Annotated in this window: 13 protein-coding genes; 8 read left to right on the forward strand and 5 right to left on the reverse strand. The window is 43.9% G+C overall.

All coding sequences use genetic code 11. From position 1 onward, the window contains the following. Nucleotides 1-34 precede the first annotated feature (34 nt). From JQC72_RS12080 to JQC72_RS12095, 4 genes are all read right to left on the reverse strand, one after another. The gene (locus JQC72_RS12080) at nt 35-1,042 is read right to left on the reverse strand and encodes a FecCD family ABC transporter permease (RefSeq protein ID WP_205496028.1); all 1,008 of its coding nucleotides are present in this window, start codon (nt 1,040-1,042) and stop codon (nt 35-37) included. Between the two features lie 2 nt (nt 1,043-1,044). Next, on the reverse strand, nt 1,045-2,064 hold the full coding sequence (locus tag JQC72_RS12085) for a FecCD family ABC transporter permease (RefSeq protein ID WP_205495987.1): 1,020 nt from the start codon (nt 2,062-2,064) through the stop codon (nt 1,045-1,047). A gap of 23 nt (nt 2,065-2,087) precedes the next feature. Continuing rightward, entirely contained in the window at nt 2,088-3,026 is a 939-nt protein-coding gene (locus JQC72_RS12090; protein ID WP_205495988.1) for an iron-hydroxamate ABC transporter substrate-binding protein, read from the reverse strand. Between the two features lie 83 nt (nt 3,027-3,109). After that, nucleotides 3,110-3,925, reverse strand: coding sequence for an ABC transporter ATP-binding protein (locus JQC72_RS12095; RefSeq protein WP_205495989.1), 816 nt, complete (start codon nt 3,923-3,925; stop codon nt 3,110-3,112). A gap of 183 nt (nt 3,926-4,108) precedes the next feature. On the opposite strand from JQC72_RS12095, the gene JQC72_RS12100 reads away from it, so the two are divergent. The 8 genes from JQC72_RS12100 to JQC72_RS12135 all read left to right on the forward strand — a co-directional run bounded on the left by JQC72_RS12100 (nt 4,109) and on the right by JQC72_RS12135 (nt 13,847). After that, a complete protein-coding gene (locus JQC72_RS12100) occupies nt 4,109-4,486 on the forward strand; it encodes a hypothetical protein (RefSeq protein ID WP_205495990.1) in 378 nt (125 codons plus the stop codon). Nucleotides 4,487-4,610: 124 nt separating this feature from the next. Next, complete coding sequence (locus JQC72_RS12105; RefSeq protein WP_205496030.1) at nt 4,611-6,059, forward strand: anion permease; 1,449 nt, start codon at nt 4,611-4,613, stop codon at nt 6,057-6,059. A gap of 234 nt (nt 6,060-6,293) precedes the next feature. Continuing rightward, nucleotides 6,294-7,139: a fumarate hydratase gene (locus JQC72_RS12110; RefSeq protein ID WP_205495992.1), complete on the forward strand. Its 846-nt coding sequence runs from the start codon at nt 6,294-6,296 to the stop codon at nt 7,137-7,139. A 13-nt stretch (nt 7,140-7,152) separates the two neighbouring features. Further along, nucleotides 7,153-7,713 carry a Fe-S-containing hydro-lyase gene (locus tag JQC72_RS12115; RefSeq protein WP_205495994.1) on the forward strand — a complete coding sequence of 187 codons (561 nt, stop codon included), beginning with the start codon at nt 7,153-7,155 and terminating at the stop codon, nt 7,711-7,713. Between the two features lie 28 nt (nt 7,714-7,741). Further along, complete coding sequence (locus tag JQC72_RS12120) at nt 7,742-9,451, forward strand: FAD-binding protein (protein ID WP_205495996.1); 1,710 nt, start codon at nt 7,742-7,744, stop codon at nt 9,449-9,451. After that, entirely contained in the window at nt 9,451-10,404 is a 954-nt protein-coding gene (locus JQC72_RS12125) for a succinate dehydrogenase/fumarate reductase iron-sulfur subunit (RefSeq protein ID WP_205495998.1), read from the forward strand. The genes JQC72_RS12120 and JQC72_RS12125 overlap by 1 nt, the downstream gene beginning before the upstream one ends. Beyond that, nucleotides 10,401-11,282, forward strand: coding sequence for a CoB--CoM heterodisulfide reductase iron-sulfur subunit B family protein (locus JQC72_RS12130; RefSeq protein WP_205496000.1), 882 nt, complete (start codon nt 10,401-10,403; stop codon nt 11,280-11,282). Before JQC72_RS12125 ends, JQC72_RS12130 begins: the two co-directional genes overlap by 4 nt. 1,029 nt (nt 11,283-12,311) lie before the next feature. Beyond that, entirely contained in the window at nt 12,312-13,847 is a 1,536-nt protein-coding gene (locus JQC72_RS12135) for a multicopper oxidase family protein (protein ID WP_205496007.1), read from the forward strand. Nucleotides 13,848-14,313: 466 nt separating this feature from the next. Here the strand turns inward: JQC72_RS12135 and JQC72_RS12140 are convergent. Next, nucleotides 14,314-14,589: hypothetical protein (locus JQC72_RS12140; RefSeq protein ID WP_205496008.1), on the reverse strand; the 276-nt coding region annotated here is incomplete at its 5' end.

Here is a 14,589-nt window from a genome sequence, read left to right on the forward strand (position 1 = left end):
AGGTCTTTGTTTTCCGCCCGAGTCTCCCTTTTGACTATTTTTTTGCCATTAAGTACATAAAATAGGGTGCCCCAATGATTGAAACGACAATTCCGGCAGGAATACCGCTTGGGTCCAATATGACCCTTCCGATGGTATCCGCAGCAAGGAGCAAAATGGCTCCGAGCACAGCCGCTATCGGAAGGAACCATTGATGACGCGGTCCTACCAATGCCCTTGCGATATGCGGAGCCATGAGCCCAATAAACGGGATACTTCCGCTGACTGATACAGAAGCTGAGGAAAGAGCCACCGCGATAAAAATCAGGATGAGCCTTTCCCTTTCCACATGGACCCCCAAACCCACAGATACATGTTCATGCAAGTTCAATATGTTGAGTACATTCGATTTTGCCAAGACAACAGGGAGCAACAAAAGAATCCAAGGAAGTAAGGCCAGAACAAATGTCCAATCATCTCCCCAAATTCTCCCCGCCATCCAATTGGCAAAAAAATCATATTCCTCACGTTCCAAACGGGTGCTCAGGGTTAAAATCGCGCCATTCATGGCAGCTGCTATCCCAACACCAATTAAAACGAGCCGATTCGGATCAACCCCCTCCCCTTTTAGATAGGACAGGATGTAAATGATAGCTGCAGCGAATATTCCTCCCAATAACGCAAAAAGGGGGAGTACGTATAAAAAATTTGTCGATTCTGCGGTAAAAAACATAACATAAAAAACCACCATCAGCCCGGCGCCTGCATGAATTCCCAAAACACCCGGATCCGAAAGCGGGTTTCTGGTAATACTTTGCAGAATCGAACCGGAAACGGCCAGTCCCATACCGGCCAGTATCGTGATGATGATTCTCGGAAGCCGGAAATCAAATAAAATCAAATTTTCCTTGCTGGTGCCCTGTCCTAAAATGGTACGTGCCAATTGAGCAGGGGATAAAGATATATATCCGGTTGCCACACTGATCACGAAAAGTGCCAGAAGCAAAAAGAGTGCTGATATCATGGTGAATCGCACTCTCTTGAGCCGATCTGAATTGATCATGTTCACTTTCTTCCCCCCTTTCGTGCAAGATAAAGGAAGAAAGGAACGCCGGCAATGGATACGATTGCACCAATTGGGGTCTCATATGGAGCGTTTACCATTCTCGCAGCCGTGTCGGCAAGCACCATCAGTATGCCTCCAAATACGGCTGAACATGGGATGATCCAACGATAATCCGTCCCAACCAGATAACGGACTATGTTAGGCACCATTAATCCAACAAAAGCAACAGGCCCAACCAGTGAAACGGCAGCTCCCGCCAGGATCAGCACAACAGTCATCAGGACGGCTTTTGTTAACAGAGTCCGCTGTCCCAACCCTTTTGCCATTTCTTCACCAAAGCTGAGGATGGTTAAGTGTTTGGAAAGCACGATTGCCATCATCATTCCCACAACAACCACCGGGAAAATCAGTTTCAATTGGAGCCAGTTTGTTCCGGAAACACCCCCAGCCGTCCAAAAAGCAAGATCCTGAGACAGTTTATAATACAGGGCCATCCCTTCCCCTAAAGCCGACAATAATGCCGACACAGCTGCACCCGCCAGAGTGATGCGGACGGGAGACATTCCTCCCGGCCTTAACGATCCCAGACCAAACACCAGTCCGGCTCCTATTCCGGCACCAATAAAGGAAACGAACATGACTGATAAATAGGTGGCACTCGGGTGGAAAGCAAATACACACGCAAGAGCCAGACTTGCACCGGCGTTGAGACCAAGCAGACCGGGATCTGCGAGGGGATTTCTTGTCATTCCCTGCATAATGGCTCCGCTGACCGCAAAGGCTGCCCCAACGATTGCTGCTCCCAGCTCCCTCGGCAACCTGATGCCGACAATAATTTGATCCGCTTCCCTGGTGGAATCATAGTGAAAAATCGATCTCCACACAGTTTGAAAATCAATATGGGCAGCCCCTACTGAAATCCCCAACACAATACTCCCTATCAGGAGTATGAAACCGAAAGCCAATAGGGAAGTACCGATTGCCGGTCGGGAATAAACTTTATTTTCTTTTTCAACCATAAGATCCAGTCCCTTTAATAAACTTATGATTTCCCTTTGGTCAGTGCTTTGACGATGAATTCCATTTCTTTTTCAAGGGAGATCGGGTCATTGAAATAGAAGGACTTTGAATCGAATGGAATGACATGATTTTTTTGTACTGCCGGTATCCTTTTCCAAACATCCGTCTCCATAAATGAGTTATCCGCAGCTTCAGCTCCTTTACCCACAAAAATGTAATCACCTGCGTATTGGGGAATCACTTCGGCTGAAATTGCCTTATACCCAGGACCAAACACGTCTTGTTCCACTTTTTTGGGAGCTTTCAGACCAAGAGCCTGATAGATTACTTCCGTTCCACGACCCCAATTGTTCCCATATACGTAAATATCTTTTCCATATTTTTCTAAAACGGTAACGGTAACGTTGTCACCGATGGCTTCGCGGACCTTTTTCCTCGCCGCTTTCGCTTTCTCTTGCCACTCTTTCACCCACGCTCTTGCTTCCTTTTCTTTGCCAACCAATTTCCCTATTTCAATATGTTGTTGCAGATAATTGTATTTATCGTAGGTAAAAGCAACCGTCGGAGCAATCTCGGAATATTTCTTGATATTTTTGTCGTTTGAATAAGTAATGATCAAATCAGGATTTAATGCCACGAGCTTCTCCAAAGAATCAGTGGTTACCACTTCTACATCATCCAATTTGCCTTTAAAGAATTGACTCTCCTTGGGCCATTCGTTGACAGCGATCGGTTTAATCCCCAGTTTCAGCAGATTTCCTACATAAGACGCTGCCAGCACAGCAACTCTTTTCGGGCGGGCAGGCACTTTGATATCACCATGTTCAGAATGATAAACCCTCATTTTTTGTGAAGAATCAGCTTCCAGGCCGAAATGATTCTGATTCGTTCCACAAGCTGCCAACAAACCAACAAGAACTGCAATTAAGCTTAGAAACAAACATTTTTTGAGTATCCTCATTACGCTCATCCTCCATTCAATGTAATGAAAATCATTCTCAATTTAATGTTGAAAAAAATAAATATATCTTCGTCAGAAAATCGTTATATCGCCATTTCTTCCATTGCATGAAACCTGTTGATTAAATCGTATGTGAGGCAAATCGGTTTTTTTGTTCTCGGGTCTATGCCAATCTCAACATCAATGTGAAAGACACGCCTTAGAACCTGAGAAGTCATTACCTCTTCTGCGGTCCCTTCCTTTATGATGTCACCATCCTTCATGGCTACAATATGATCAGCGAAACGGGCTGCATGATTTAAATCATGAATCACCATCACAATGGTACGTTTTTCTTTTTCGTTTAAGTATTTCAGCAGCTCCAAGACCTCCAGCTGGTGTGCCAAATCAAGATATGTTGTCGGCTCATCAAGAAGAATGATATCCGTTTCCTGGGCTAACGCCATGGCAATCCAAACTCTCTGCCTCTGTCCTCCTGAAAGGGTATCCACTTCCCTGTCCCTGAAGGAGGCAATACCGGTTACCTGAAGTGCCCAATTGATTACCTCCCGGTCTTGATCCTTCAGCCTCCCCATCCCTTTTTGATAAGGAAACCTTCCATATGAAACCAATTCTGCAACCGTCAGCCCCTCCGGAGCACCCAGTGACTGGGGCAATATCGCCATTTTTTGAGCAATCTTTTTTGTAGATTCCTTAATAATTTCTTTTCCATCCAGAAATACAGCACCAGATTTTGCAGCAAGTATTCGAGCCATTGCTTTCAAAACAGTCGATTTACCGCAACCATTCGGTCCAATAATCGCCGTGATTTTATTATCAGGGATGTTTAAGTTTAAATTTTTTACGATATCATGGTCTCCATAGGCTATTCTTAAATTCTCGGTAAAAAGCCTGGACATGATTTTTCCCCCTGTTTCCCTTTGCTCACAAATTAAAAAGGGACAACGTATGTATATGTTCCAAAACGATCACCAATATTTTCCTTATCCATCAATCCCTCAACTTCCCCAACAACAGGAATGAAAGTGATTATCAGTTTCGATTTTATTGAAAAACCAACACCGCGTCAATGGGATGGTTGAATGACAGATTTTTTCAAAAGTGAAGGATTTTTTAACCAAAGTCTTGAACAAAGGGGATTTAGTGAAATAAGTGAAAACATATCCTCAAGTAACCATAACCATTCCCCAATTGAATTCTTTTTTCTTGTGCTCGAATTATCCAAGGCGGCATATTCAAACCTCCCTGCTCCCTCTTTAAAATCATTTGAAGAGTACTTGTGGACAATTCCTGTTTATTTATTTGTCATTTCGGAGGAAATCCAAGACCGTCGCCAATGGGAAGATGACCTATGTGCAACGGCAACAACCATGATGAAATTTTTCGAACACCTTTTTGTGAAATTAATCACATTCGCCTCATCTAATACAATATATAATTTAGATAGCAAGATGCTGTAGATATCGGTGTTTCAGGAGTAAAATTAGGTGTAAAAAATTGGGCTAAGAGAGGTTGTTATGTGAATATGTTCACAAAAAAGAGGTCTCGATTGCTGAAAAAGGGGGAAGCAAATTGGCATACGCAATTCAGGATGTAACCAAAAAGCATGACAAGGAAGTCAAGGTCATACCATTATTGATCACGCTGAGCATCGGTGTTGTCATCTGGTTTTTGCCGACTCCTTCAGGAGTAACGGAACAAGCTTGGCATCTGCTTGCCATCTTTATTGCGACCATTGTCGGTCTGATTATCAAACCCCTTCCCATGGGATCCGTGGCAATTCTCGCCATTATGGCGACAGGTCTCACGAAAACATTGAGCATCGATGATGCACTGAGCGGTTTCCAAAACTCCACGATTTGGCTCATAGTCATCGCTTTCTTTATTTCCCGAGGCTTTATTAAAACCGGCCTTGGCACAAGGATTGCCTATCTGTTTGTAAAAAAGTTCGGCAAAAAAACGTTGGGCCTTTCCTATTCGCTGTTGGCAAGCGACCTCATATTGGCCCCGGCAATGCCGAGCAATACAGCACGAGCCGGCGGCATTATCTTCCCGATTATCCGTTCTCTTTCTGAAACATTTGGCTCCCGCCCCGGGGATGGGACAGAAAGGAAAATTGGCGCTTTCTTAACAAAAGTCGCCTTTCAAGGTGATATGGTTACAAGCGCCATGTTTATGACTGCAATGGCAGCAAACCCCCTGGCAGCAAATCTTGCCAAAGATATATTAAAAACCGATATTTCTTGGACGAGTTGGGCAGCGGCTGCTCTTGTACCGGGGCTGGTGAGTCTGATATTGATTCCATTGGTTCTTTACAAACTGTATCCACCAGAAATTAAAGAAACCAAAGGTGCAACGGAATTGGCGACACAAAAATTGAAAGAATTGGGTCCGCTGAAACGGTCTGAAAAGAGTATGATCGCTGTCTTTCTATTGATCTTGTTTCTCTGGATTTTCGGCGAAAAGGGTTTGCCGATCTTGGGGGAAATTGGCGCAACAACCACTGCCTTTATTGGTCTTTCAGCCCTACTGCTTACCCAAGTTCTCACATGGTCAGACATTAAAAAAGAAGAGAATGCCTGGGACACGTTAACATGGTTTTCTGCACTGGTCATGATGGCGACCCACTTGGATAAACTCGGCTTGATTTCTTGGTTTAGCAATCGCATGAAAGATTCCGTAAGCGATATGGCTTGGGTATGGGGACTCGTCATCCTGGCAGTCGTCTACTTCTACAGTCACTATTTCTTCGCCAGCGCCACGGCCCACGTCAGTGCCATGTATTCCTCGTTCTTGGCCGTCATCACGGCTGCGGGGGCTCCGGGAATGCTCGCGGCTTTGATTCTTGCATATTTTAGCAATTTGTATGGTTGTATCACGCACTATGGAAGTGGTCCGGCACCCGTCTTTTTCGGCTCAGGTTACATTACGCAAGGCAAATGGTGGTCCCTTGGGTTAATCCTCTCTGTCATGCACATCGTGGTTTGGTTTGTGATCGGCGGCTTATGGTGGAAAGTACTCGGTCTTTGGTGAAAAGGAGATGAAGCCAGATGCTTTCGCGGTGCTGCAACGCAAAAATCAAAGTGGAGTTCCATGAGGAGTATGATTATTGCAGCGATGATGATTATCCGTTAAAAGTACCATATTTGGTTTGTACGAAATGCGGAAAGCGATACGTTCCCCAGTATACAGCGGAGGAGCAGAAAGAATTACTCGAAGAGAATTACCCGAATCAATGTGCACTCTGATTTGTCAGGAGGGCTTTCAATGAGAGAGATATCAACGGAATTGATCACCCGCACCGTTCGTGATTTATGTATTCAGGCCGCTTGTGACCTACCAAAGGATGTAGAAGAACTTCTTCAGAAAGCGTTGGAGAAAGAAACATCACAATTTGGAAAATATAGCTTGGACAAGATTCTGAAAAACGTAACCTTATCTCGAGAAGAACAGGCGCCAATGTGTCAAGATACCGGCATGACTGTCATTTTCGTTGAAGTGGGGCAAGAGGTGCATATTGTAGGTGAAAATCTGACAGAGGCGATCAACGAAGGCGTTCGGCAAGGGTATACAGAGGGATATTTGCGTAAATCCGTTGTGGAAGATCCTGTATTTCATCGAAACAATACCGGTGACAATACACCGGCTGTCATTCATACCGAAATCGTTCCTGGTGATCAAATTCGGATTCAAGTGTTGCCAAAAGGGGCGGGCAGTGAAAATATGGGGGCACTCAAAATGTGCAAACCTGCCGAAGGATTGGAAGGGATTAAGGAATTTGTCATCAAGACCATAACCGAAGCAGGAGGAAATCCCTGCCCGCCGGTGATTGTCGGTATTGGGATCGGCGGTACGATAGACAAATGTACGTTACTTGCCAAAAAGGCACTGACTCGAAAAGCTGGAGAGCCCCATCCGAATCCAGAATACGCCAAATTGGAACAAGAGCTTCTTGAAGAAATCAATAAACTGGGAATTGGTCCTCAAGGATTCGGGGGACAAGTGACTGCGTTAGCGGTTCATATAGAAACCTATCCCACCCATATCGCGATGATGCCAGTTTGCGTGACACTCAATTGCCATGCGGCACGACATAAAGAAGCTATTCTCTAAAGAGGTGTACAAAATGGCTGCTATCAAAAAAATTACGACTCCCCTAACATATGACCAAGTAAAGGGATTGAAGGCGGGCGATCAGGTCACGATTACAGGTGTAATTTTTACAGCACGGGATGCGGCTCACAAAATTTTGGTGGAAAATCTGAAAGCCGGCAATTCGCTGCCGGTCGATTTCAAGGATCAAATCATTTATTACGCTGGACCGACGCCCGCCAAACCAGGAAAAGTAATCGGATCCTGTGGACCTACCACCAGCAGTCGCATGGATGCCTATACACCAACCTTGCTTGGACAAGGGCTTCGAGGCATGATTGGCAAAGGCCCGCGTAGCAAAGAAGTCATCGAATCCATGAAAAATAATGGTGCGGTTTATTTCGCGGCTATTGGAGGTGCAGCAGCCCTCATTGCCAATTCAATTAAAAAAGTCGAGATCGTCGCCTATCCTGAATTGGGACCAGAAGCCATCCGCCGGATGGAGGTAGTGGACTATCCTTGCATTGTCGCCATCGACGCTGAAGGGAACAACCTTTACGAGTTGGGCGTGAAACAACACCGAGCGGCCGATTAAGTCCATTCAATTCTGGGAGGCGATCCGAATGCTTAGTTTCGATATAGTGATTGTTGGCGCCGGAGGCGCAGGGATGATGGCAGCGCTCGCAGCCAGTGAAGGTAACGATTTGAAAGTAGCGGTGCTCAGCAAAATTTACCCTACCCGTTCTCATACAGGAGCGGCTCAAGGAGGCATTAATGCTGCTCTGGGGAATCGGGACTCGTCAGACACCGTGGAAAAGCATTTTAGAGATACGGTGAAAGGCAGTGACTTTCTGGCCGATCAAGATGCGGTCGAATTTTTCACTTCAAACATGCCCAATATTATCAATGAACTTGATTACTACGGCGTTCCTTTTTCCCGGGACGAGAACGGGCGCGTGGCTCAACGTCCATTTGGTGGAGCATCCAGTCCAAGAACTTGTTATTCCGCGGATAAAACGGGACATGTTATTCTCCATACACTTTATGAACAATGCTTGAAAAATAACGTGAAATTTTTTGATGAGTGGTTCCTTTTATCCCTGGCGGTAGAAGATGGAAAGTTAGATGGCCTGGTAGCCATGGATATTCGAAGTGGTGAAATTTATCCTATTCAGGCCAAATCGGTGGTTATAGCCACAGGAGGATTCGGGAGAATTTACTGGAATCGAACGACAAATGCCATCAATATGACAGGTGACGGTACAGCCGCTTGTTTTGATGTGGGAATTCCATTGAAGGATCCTGAGTTTGTGCAATTTCATCCGACCGGATTGGCCTCGACTGGCATCCTCTTGTCAGAAGCATGCCGGGGGGAAGGCGGTTATTTGTTGAATAAAGACGGGGAGAGATTTATGGCACGCTACGCCCCGGAGAAAATGGAACTTGCACCGCGCGATTTGGTCTCAAGAGCCATTGAAACGGAAATTAAAGAAGGCCGAGGTTTTGGTGAAGGAATTGGGGCATATGTTCTTATGGACTTAAGACACCTTGGAGAGAAAAAAATCTTAAAACGCCTTCCTCAAGTGAGAGAATTGGCTTTGGATTTCGAAGGTGTGGATCTGATCAAAGAACCTGTGCCCATTCGTCCGAGCTGTCATTATATGATGGGCGGGATCCACGTAACGGATTATAAGACATGTCGCACACCGATTGAAGGAATCCATGCTGCGGGAGAATGTTCATGTATTTCCATCCATGGCGCAAACCGTTTGGGAGGAAATTCAGTAGCGGATGTAGTTTTGTTTGGTAAGTTTGCTGGTTTGGGCGCCAGGGAAACCGCCAAACAACGTTCCTTTGGCTCAGGTAGGAAAGTGAGAAAAGAGGCAGATAAGTGGATCAAAACTTTTGAGTACATGCGCAAGAAACCGAAAGGAAACAATTTAATTACCATTCGTAACAAGATGGCGGAAACGATGTGGAACAATGTAGGCATTTTCCGCACCGAAAAGGAAATGGTAGAAGCTTTGGAGACAATCAATCAACTATTGGAAGATTACAAAGATGCCTACATCGGGGATTCTTCTGTTCGATACAATATGGCATTTATTAACTACGTAGAAATCGGCAATCTTCTAAAACTGGCGAAGGCAGTCACGATCGGAGCCATTCACAGAAAAGAAAGCAGAGGATCTCATTCCAGAGGAGATTATCCAAAACGCGATGATAAAAATTACCTAAAACATACTTTAATTTATAATAATGGGGATCATTATACACTTGATTATTTGCCAGTAAAGATTACAAAATATCAACCCGAGGAGAGAAAGTACTGATGGAAAAAGTGATCTGCCGAATCAAACGATATGATGGTGTGAAGGAATGGTACCAGGAATATGATCTTCCCTATGAAAAAGGAAAAACTATTCTCTGGGCACTGACAAAAATCAGGGAAGAATTGGATCCTACGTTGACCTTTTCTTCTGGTTGCCGTCATGCGATTTGCGGCAGTTGCGCTGTAAGAGTAAACGGGAATGCATTCTTGGCGTGCAAAACTTCTTTAGATCATCTTCTTTCAACATTTGAAACCCACCGATTGACTTTTGAACCGCTCAACAATTTTAAAGTCATAAGAGACCTGGTCGTTGATTGGAAACCCAAATTCGAGAAAATGAAAGAAGTAAAACCATGGTTGATTCCGTCCAAAGACGGTGATAAATCGAACGGTTTCCGTCAATCGGCAAAAGATTTCCATAAAATCTCATCCCCTACCGATTGTATCTTATGTGGGGTTTGTGCTTCTGAATGCAATCAACTTTCCTTGAACCAAGATGAATACCTCGATCCGTTTATCCTGAACAAAGCATATCGTTTTGCGGTGGATTCTCGCGATGCCGCTCCTGAGGAGCATATCCGACCAATATTAGAAAATGGTTTATGGAAATGTTTTCACTGCATGCAATGTGTATCGAAATGCCCAAAAGAAATCGATCTTGCGAGTGAAAACGCATATTTAAGGCAGGCGACCATGAATATGGGTGAGCGAGCCAATAAAGGTGCGCGTCATGCGTACGCTTTCGTTGAAGATGTCAAGAACAAAGGCCGCTTAAATGAGGTAACACTTCCTTTGAAGACCGAAGGATTTATTAACACAATGAGCCGCATACCATTTGCTTTTCGCCTGATAAAAAAAGGAAAAATCAATCCGTTCCACTTGCCGAAGGCGGTAGAGGGAATTCAGGAGGTAAGAAAAATTTACGAGTTTGCGCAGGGAGAGAAAGAGTCATGAGATATGGATTTTTTCCAGGTTGTACGTTAGAGTCCGCTGCCAAAGAACTCATGCTTTCTACAAAAAAAGTAGCATCTGCGTTAGGTATTGAACTGGTGGAATTGAAAGGATGGACCTGTTGCGGAGCCAGCCATATTCAGGATGTGGACGATTTCTTGGCTACTTCAATAAATGCTCGTAACATCGCTTTGGCCGAACAACTTAATGCTCCTTTACTAACCGTATGTAATACCTGTACGCTGATGTTACGAACCGCCAAACAGAAGTTGGATCAGAATGACGAACTCAAAGCCAAGGTCAATCAAGGGCTTGATAAAATAGGTTTGCAGTACAAGGGTACAATCGAGGTTACTCACTTTTTGTGGGTGCTCATAAAGGATTATGGACTCAGCAGGCTAAAGAAGAAAGTAAAACGTCCGCTTGAGGGGCTAAAAATCGCCAACTTTTACGGCTGCCACATTCTTCAGCCCCCCCATATCATGGGATTTGAAAATCATTTAAATCCAAAGGCAATGGAAATGGTGGCAGAGGTGTTGGGCGCAGAAAGCGTGGAGTTTGATCAGCGTCTTGCCTGTTGTGGCTTTCATGCCGTTTTCCCCGCTGAAAAAGAAGTGATGAAATTGACAGGGATCAACTGCTTATCTTCTAAAAAGGCGGGAGCAGATTGTATCGTTACCCCATGTCCTTTATGCCAAATGCAACTGGATATGTATCAACCTGATGCACAAAAAGACGTTCGTGAGGATATCACTATACCGGTTCTTCATTTGCCACAATTAGTTGGTTTGGCATTAGGTTTTGAGCCAAACGAACTGGGAATTCAACGGCATATCGTCGATGCAATTCCCCTCTTAAAGAAGAGACTTGTATTAGTATAGCTCAAGTTGAATGCATGTGTTGCATGTGGCCGTTTACCAAAAGCGACACAGTTTGTATATGTGAACCGTGATAAAGAAGACATAAAGACAATTTTATTTGGTATCAACGAGTGATCCAAAGTAACGGTTAAGTGGCATAACTTAATTGAAAGGCCAGATCTACGTCTTCAGGATCTGACCTTTCAATTAAGTTCCACTCGTACCCGTCTCGTTCTAGCCAGTTCGGCAGATGTTGAACTGGTTCTCCACTGAGACCGTTCGTCCTTTTCCGTGGATACCCGGACATAGACGGCGTATTTCGCGCTCAACGTCCTCCGTTTGGAAATAGCTTGATATTACCTATTCTGACGGAATATATAGCCGTTTTCAATCGTGGGTGGAACCATCCGGACACCACCACAGACGATAACTTCACTTCCCGCCTCGAGAAAACGCCCTGGACAGGCTCACTGATTTTACGTTAAAAATCGCCATCCCCAATAATACTATCGCACTCATCACGATGACATATTCCATGGTGGTGATCCCCGCCGATTCCCCAACACCCTTGAAAATATGCCGGATAAGGCACTCCAAAATCCCCTCAATAAATCCCTCCGAAAGGATAAAATTTCTATGCGCGTTCTATATTACACCAATTCTCGGCTTGTTTTAATAGACAAATAGTAATATTACGCAAATGTTTTGTAGGATTTTCTCATCTTGTTCCGAAATAACCAGTTTGGAGTCCGATTTTCCCTGGAATATGCTTCTCTTGTTTTGTATTATTACAGCGCTGTATCCCTTAAACGAAAACAATACTCCATCTGCCTCTTATATTGGAAATTCCTCTGGGGGCTCCCCTGCAAAAGAAAAAGCACCTCGGCGAAATTTGAAGGGCTGTGAGGGATGATTTGTTCTCTCTCTGGGACAAGTCCTTTTTACCATCACTGGCTGATTTCCGGTGGTTCAATGTCTCCATCATTGTTATATTTATAACTTTTCCGAAATAAACATGGGTGAATAAGAAGATTATAAAGGAGTGGAATTATGATTCTCTCTAAATTTGTAGATAAACTTCCCATTCCCCCTGTTTTAAAACCTTGTCGGAAAGATCCATTTCATACTTATTATAAAGTGAATATGACGGAATTTAAGCAATCTCTCCATAGTGAGTTAAATGATACAACGGTTTGGGGCTATGAAGGCAGCTATCCAGGCCCTACCATTGAGGTGGAAAGCGGAGAAAAAGTGTTCATTAAATGGATCAACAATCTTCCCGCAAAGCATCTTTTGCCGGTAGACTATACGGTACATGGCGCTCATATGGATGTACCAGAAGTTAGAACGGTGGTACATGTACACGGAGCTAGCGTTGAACCTGAAAGCGATGGCTATCCGGAGGCTTGGTTTACAAAGGGATTCAAACAAGTCGGTCCATATTATACAAAGAAAGTATATCGATATGATAATTACATGCGAGCCTGCACTCTCTGGTACCACGACCATGCACTTGGTATCACAAGACTCAATGTTTATGCAGGCCTCGCAGGATTTTACCTTATAAGAGATCAACAGGAACGCTTATTGAATTTGCCATGCGGTCCATATGAAATCCCTCTTATGATACAAGACAAATCTTTTAATAAAGATGGTTCTCTTTTTTACCCGAAGCAGCCAGAAAAACCAATCCCGCAATTAGAAACATCGATTGTTCCTGAATTTATAGGGAATACCAATCTGGTGAATGGCAAAGTATGGCCCTATTTAAAAGTGGAACCCCGTAAATATCGATTTAGGTTGCTGAATGCATCGAACACCCGTTTCTACAGGCTCAAGCTCGACTCGGGACAATTTTTTTATCAAATCGGAACCGATGGAGGGTTGATGGAATATCCGATTGGAGTCAAAGAAATTATGTTGGCTCCTGCAGAAAGAGCAGATGTCATCATTGATTTTACCAACCTTGAGGGAAAGAATATTATCATGACAAATGATGCCCCTGCTCCTTTTCCCGGCGGCGCTTCTCCAAATCCAAATACGGTTGGTACAGTGATGCAATTTAGAGTAACTCTTCCTCTTTCAAGTATTGATACAAGTGTGATACCGTCTTATCTGGGGTCTCTTCCCAAACTGAGAGAACAATCAGCTTCAAAGATCAGATATTTAACATTAGATGATATAACCGATCAGTACGGCCGTGAATGGATGTTATTAGATGGTAAAAGATGGGATGCCCCTATAACAGAAAATCCAAAATTGGGATCAACCGAAATATGGTATCTCATCAACTTAACTACAGATACTCATCCTATTCATATTCACTTAGTTGATTTCCAAATACTTGACCGAAGAGCTTTCGATGTGGAACGATTTAAAAAGGAGAGAGTCATCCATTACACTGGCCCTTCGATCCCTCCTGAACCACAAGAAAGAGGATGGAAAGACACAGTAAGAGCTAATCCTAACCAGGTAACTCGAATTATTATGAGATTTGGTCCTTATACAGGTTTGTATGTGTGGCACTGTCATATTTTGGAGCATGAGGATTATGAAATGATGAGACCGTTTGTGGTGATCCGATAACGAACACCACGACGATCGCCAGAGCAAATACGACTATAAGCGGCACGCAGCGCACCAAACATTCACAGAGTAGAGATCCTCACTCACCCCTACCATAGGGCTCAAACCTCTTTGTTATACAGAAATCCCTTGTATAAACGGCGTTTTAAGCCTATACAGGGATACCGCAAGCAATTTAGACGTCACTTAAAGAAACCCACCCATTGCCTTACAACCTGGACGGGTTCTTTTTTATTTCTTTTTATATCCAGCTATTTTGGCATCCTTATCGTTCCAGAAAAACACCCTTTGTTCTATGGGAATTATCCTTGTATTGATCAGGTTCCACATACTCTTTGGTTTGATCGTTACCAGCGTATTTTTGTCGGGTTGCTGATGATCGACTCGCAGTCGAATTTCAGTCTCCATGTCCCGTATTTCATATACTTTCACTTTGTTCACCTTCTCATTGTTTTAGTGTGGAAACCTACCTCCGCCACCAAGGTAATGGATAATGATATCCATCCATTTCACGACGAATAAGAATCTCAACAAATTCCTCAAAGCTGTTGGCTACATGTACTTTCTCTTGATAATCGGCTTCCCAATTGATAAGAAAGAGTTTCGGACTGTTGGGTAAGAACCCAATAACATCATATTCGTCAATGGTTATCACAACCATGTGTTTGTAATTATCAGCAAACTCTTCTCTCAAGTTTTTTGTAACCTGCACAAAGGTTTCTCTAGGGCGTGTCTGGTGAAT

It is taken from the genome of Polycladomyces zharkentensis (assembly GCF_016938855.1).
Classification (GTDB): Bacteria; Bacillota; Bacilli; order Thermoactinomycetales; family JIR-001; genus Polycladomyces; species Polycladomyces zharkentensis.

What these genes read in the sequence shown, in the direction of transcription:
- JQC72_RS12080 (WP_205496028.1), bottom strand. Translation starts at nt 1,042, where the DNA reads ATGATCAATTCAGATCGGCTCAAGAGAGTGCGATTCACCATGATATCA.
- JQC72_RS12085 (WP_205495987.1), bottom strand. Translation starts at nt 2,064, where the DNA reads ATGGTTGAAAAAGAAAATAAAGTTTATTCCCGACCGGCAATCGGTACT.
- JQC72_RS12090 (WP_205495988.1), bottom strand. Translation starts at nt 3,026, where the DNA reads ATGAGGATACTCAAAAAATGTTTGTTTCTAAGCTTAATTGCAGTTCTT.
- JQC72_RS12095 (WP_205495989.1), bottom strand. Translation starts at nt 3,925, where the DNA reads ATGTCCAGGCTTTTTACCGAGAATTTAAGAATAGCCTATGGAGACCAT.
- JQC72_RS12100 (WP_205495990.1), top strand. Translation starts at nt 4,109, where the DNA reads ATGACAGATTTTTTCAAAAGTGAAGGATTTTTTAACCAAAGTCTTGAA.
- JQC72_RS12110 (WP_205495992.1), top strand. Translation starts at nt 6,294, where the DNA reads ATGAGAGAGATATCAACGGAATTGATCACCCGCACCGTTCGTGATTTA.
- JQC72_RS12115 (WP_205495994.1), top strand. Translation starts at nt 7,153, where the DNA reads ATGGCTGCTATCAAAAAAATTACGACTCCCCTAACATATGACCAAGTA.
- JQC72_RS12120 (WP_205495996.1), top strand. Translation starts at nt 7,742, where the DNA reads ATGCTTAGTTTCGATATAGTGATTGTTGGCGCCGGAGGCGCAGGGATG.
- JQC72_RS12125 (WP_205495998.1), top strand. Translation starts at nt 9,451, where the DNA reads ATGGAAAAAGTGATCTGCCGAATCAAACGATATGATGGTGTGAAGGAA.
- JQC72_RS12130 (WP_205496000.1), top strand. Translation starts at nt 10,401, where the DNA reads ATGAGATATGGATTTTTTCCAGGTTGTACGTTAGAGTCCGCTGCCAAA.
- JQC72_RS12135 (WP_205496007.1), top strand. Translation starts at nt 12,312, where the DNA reads ATGATTCTCTCTAAATTTGTAGATAAACTTCCCATTCCCCCTGTTTTA.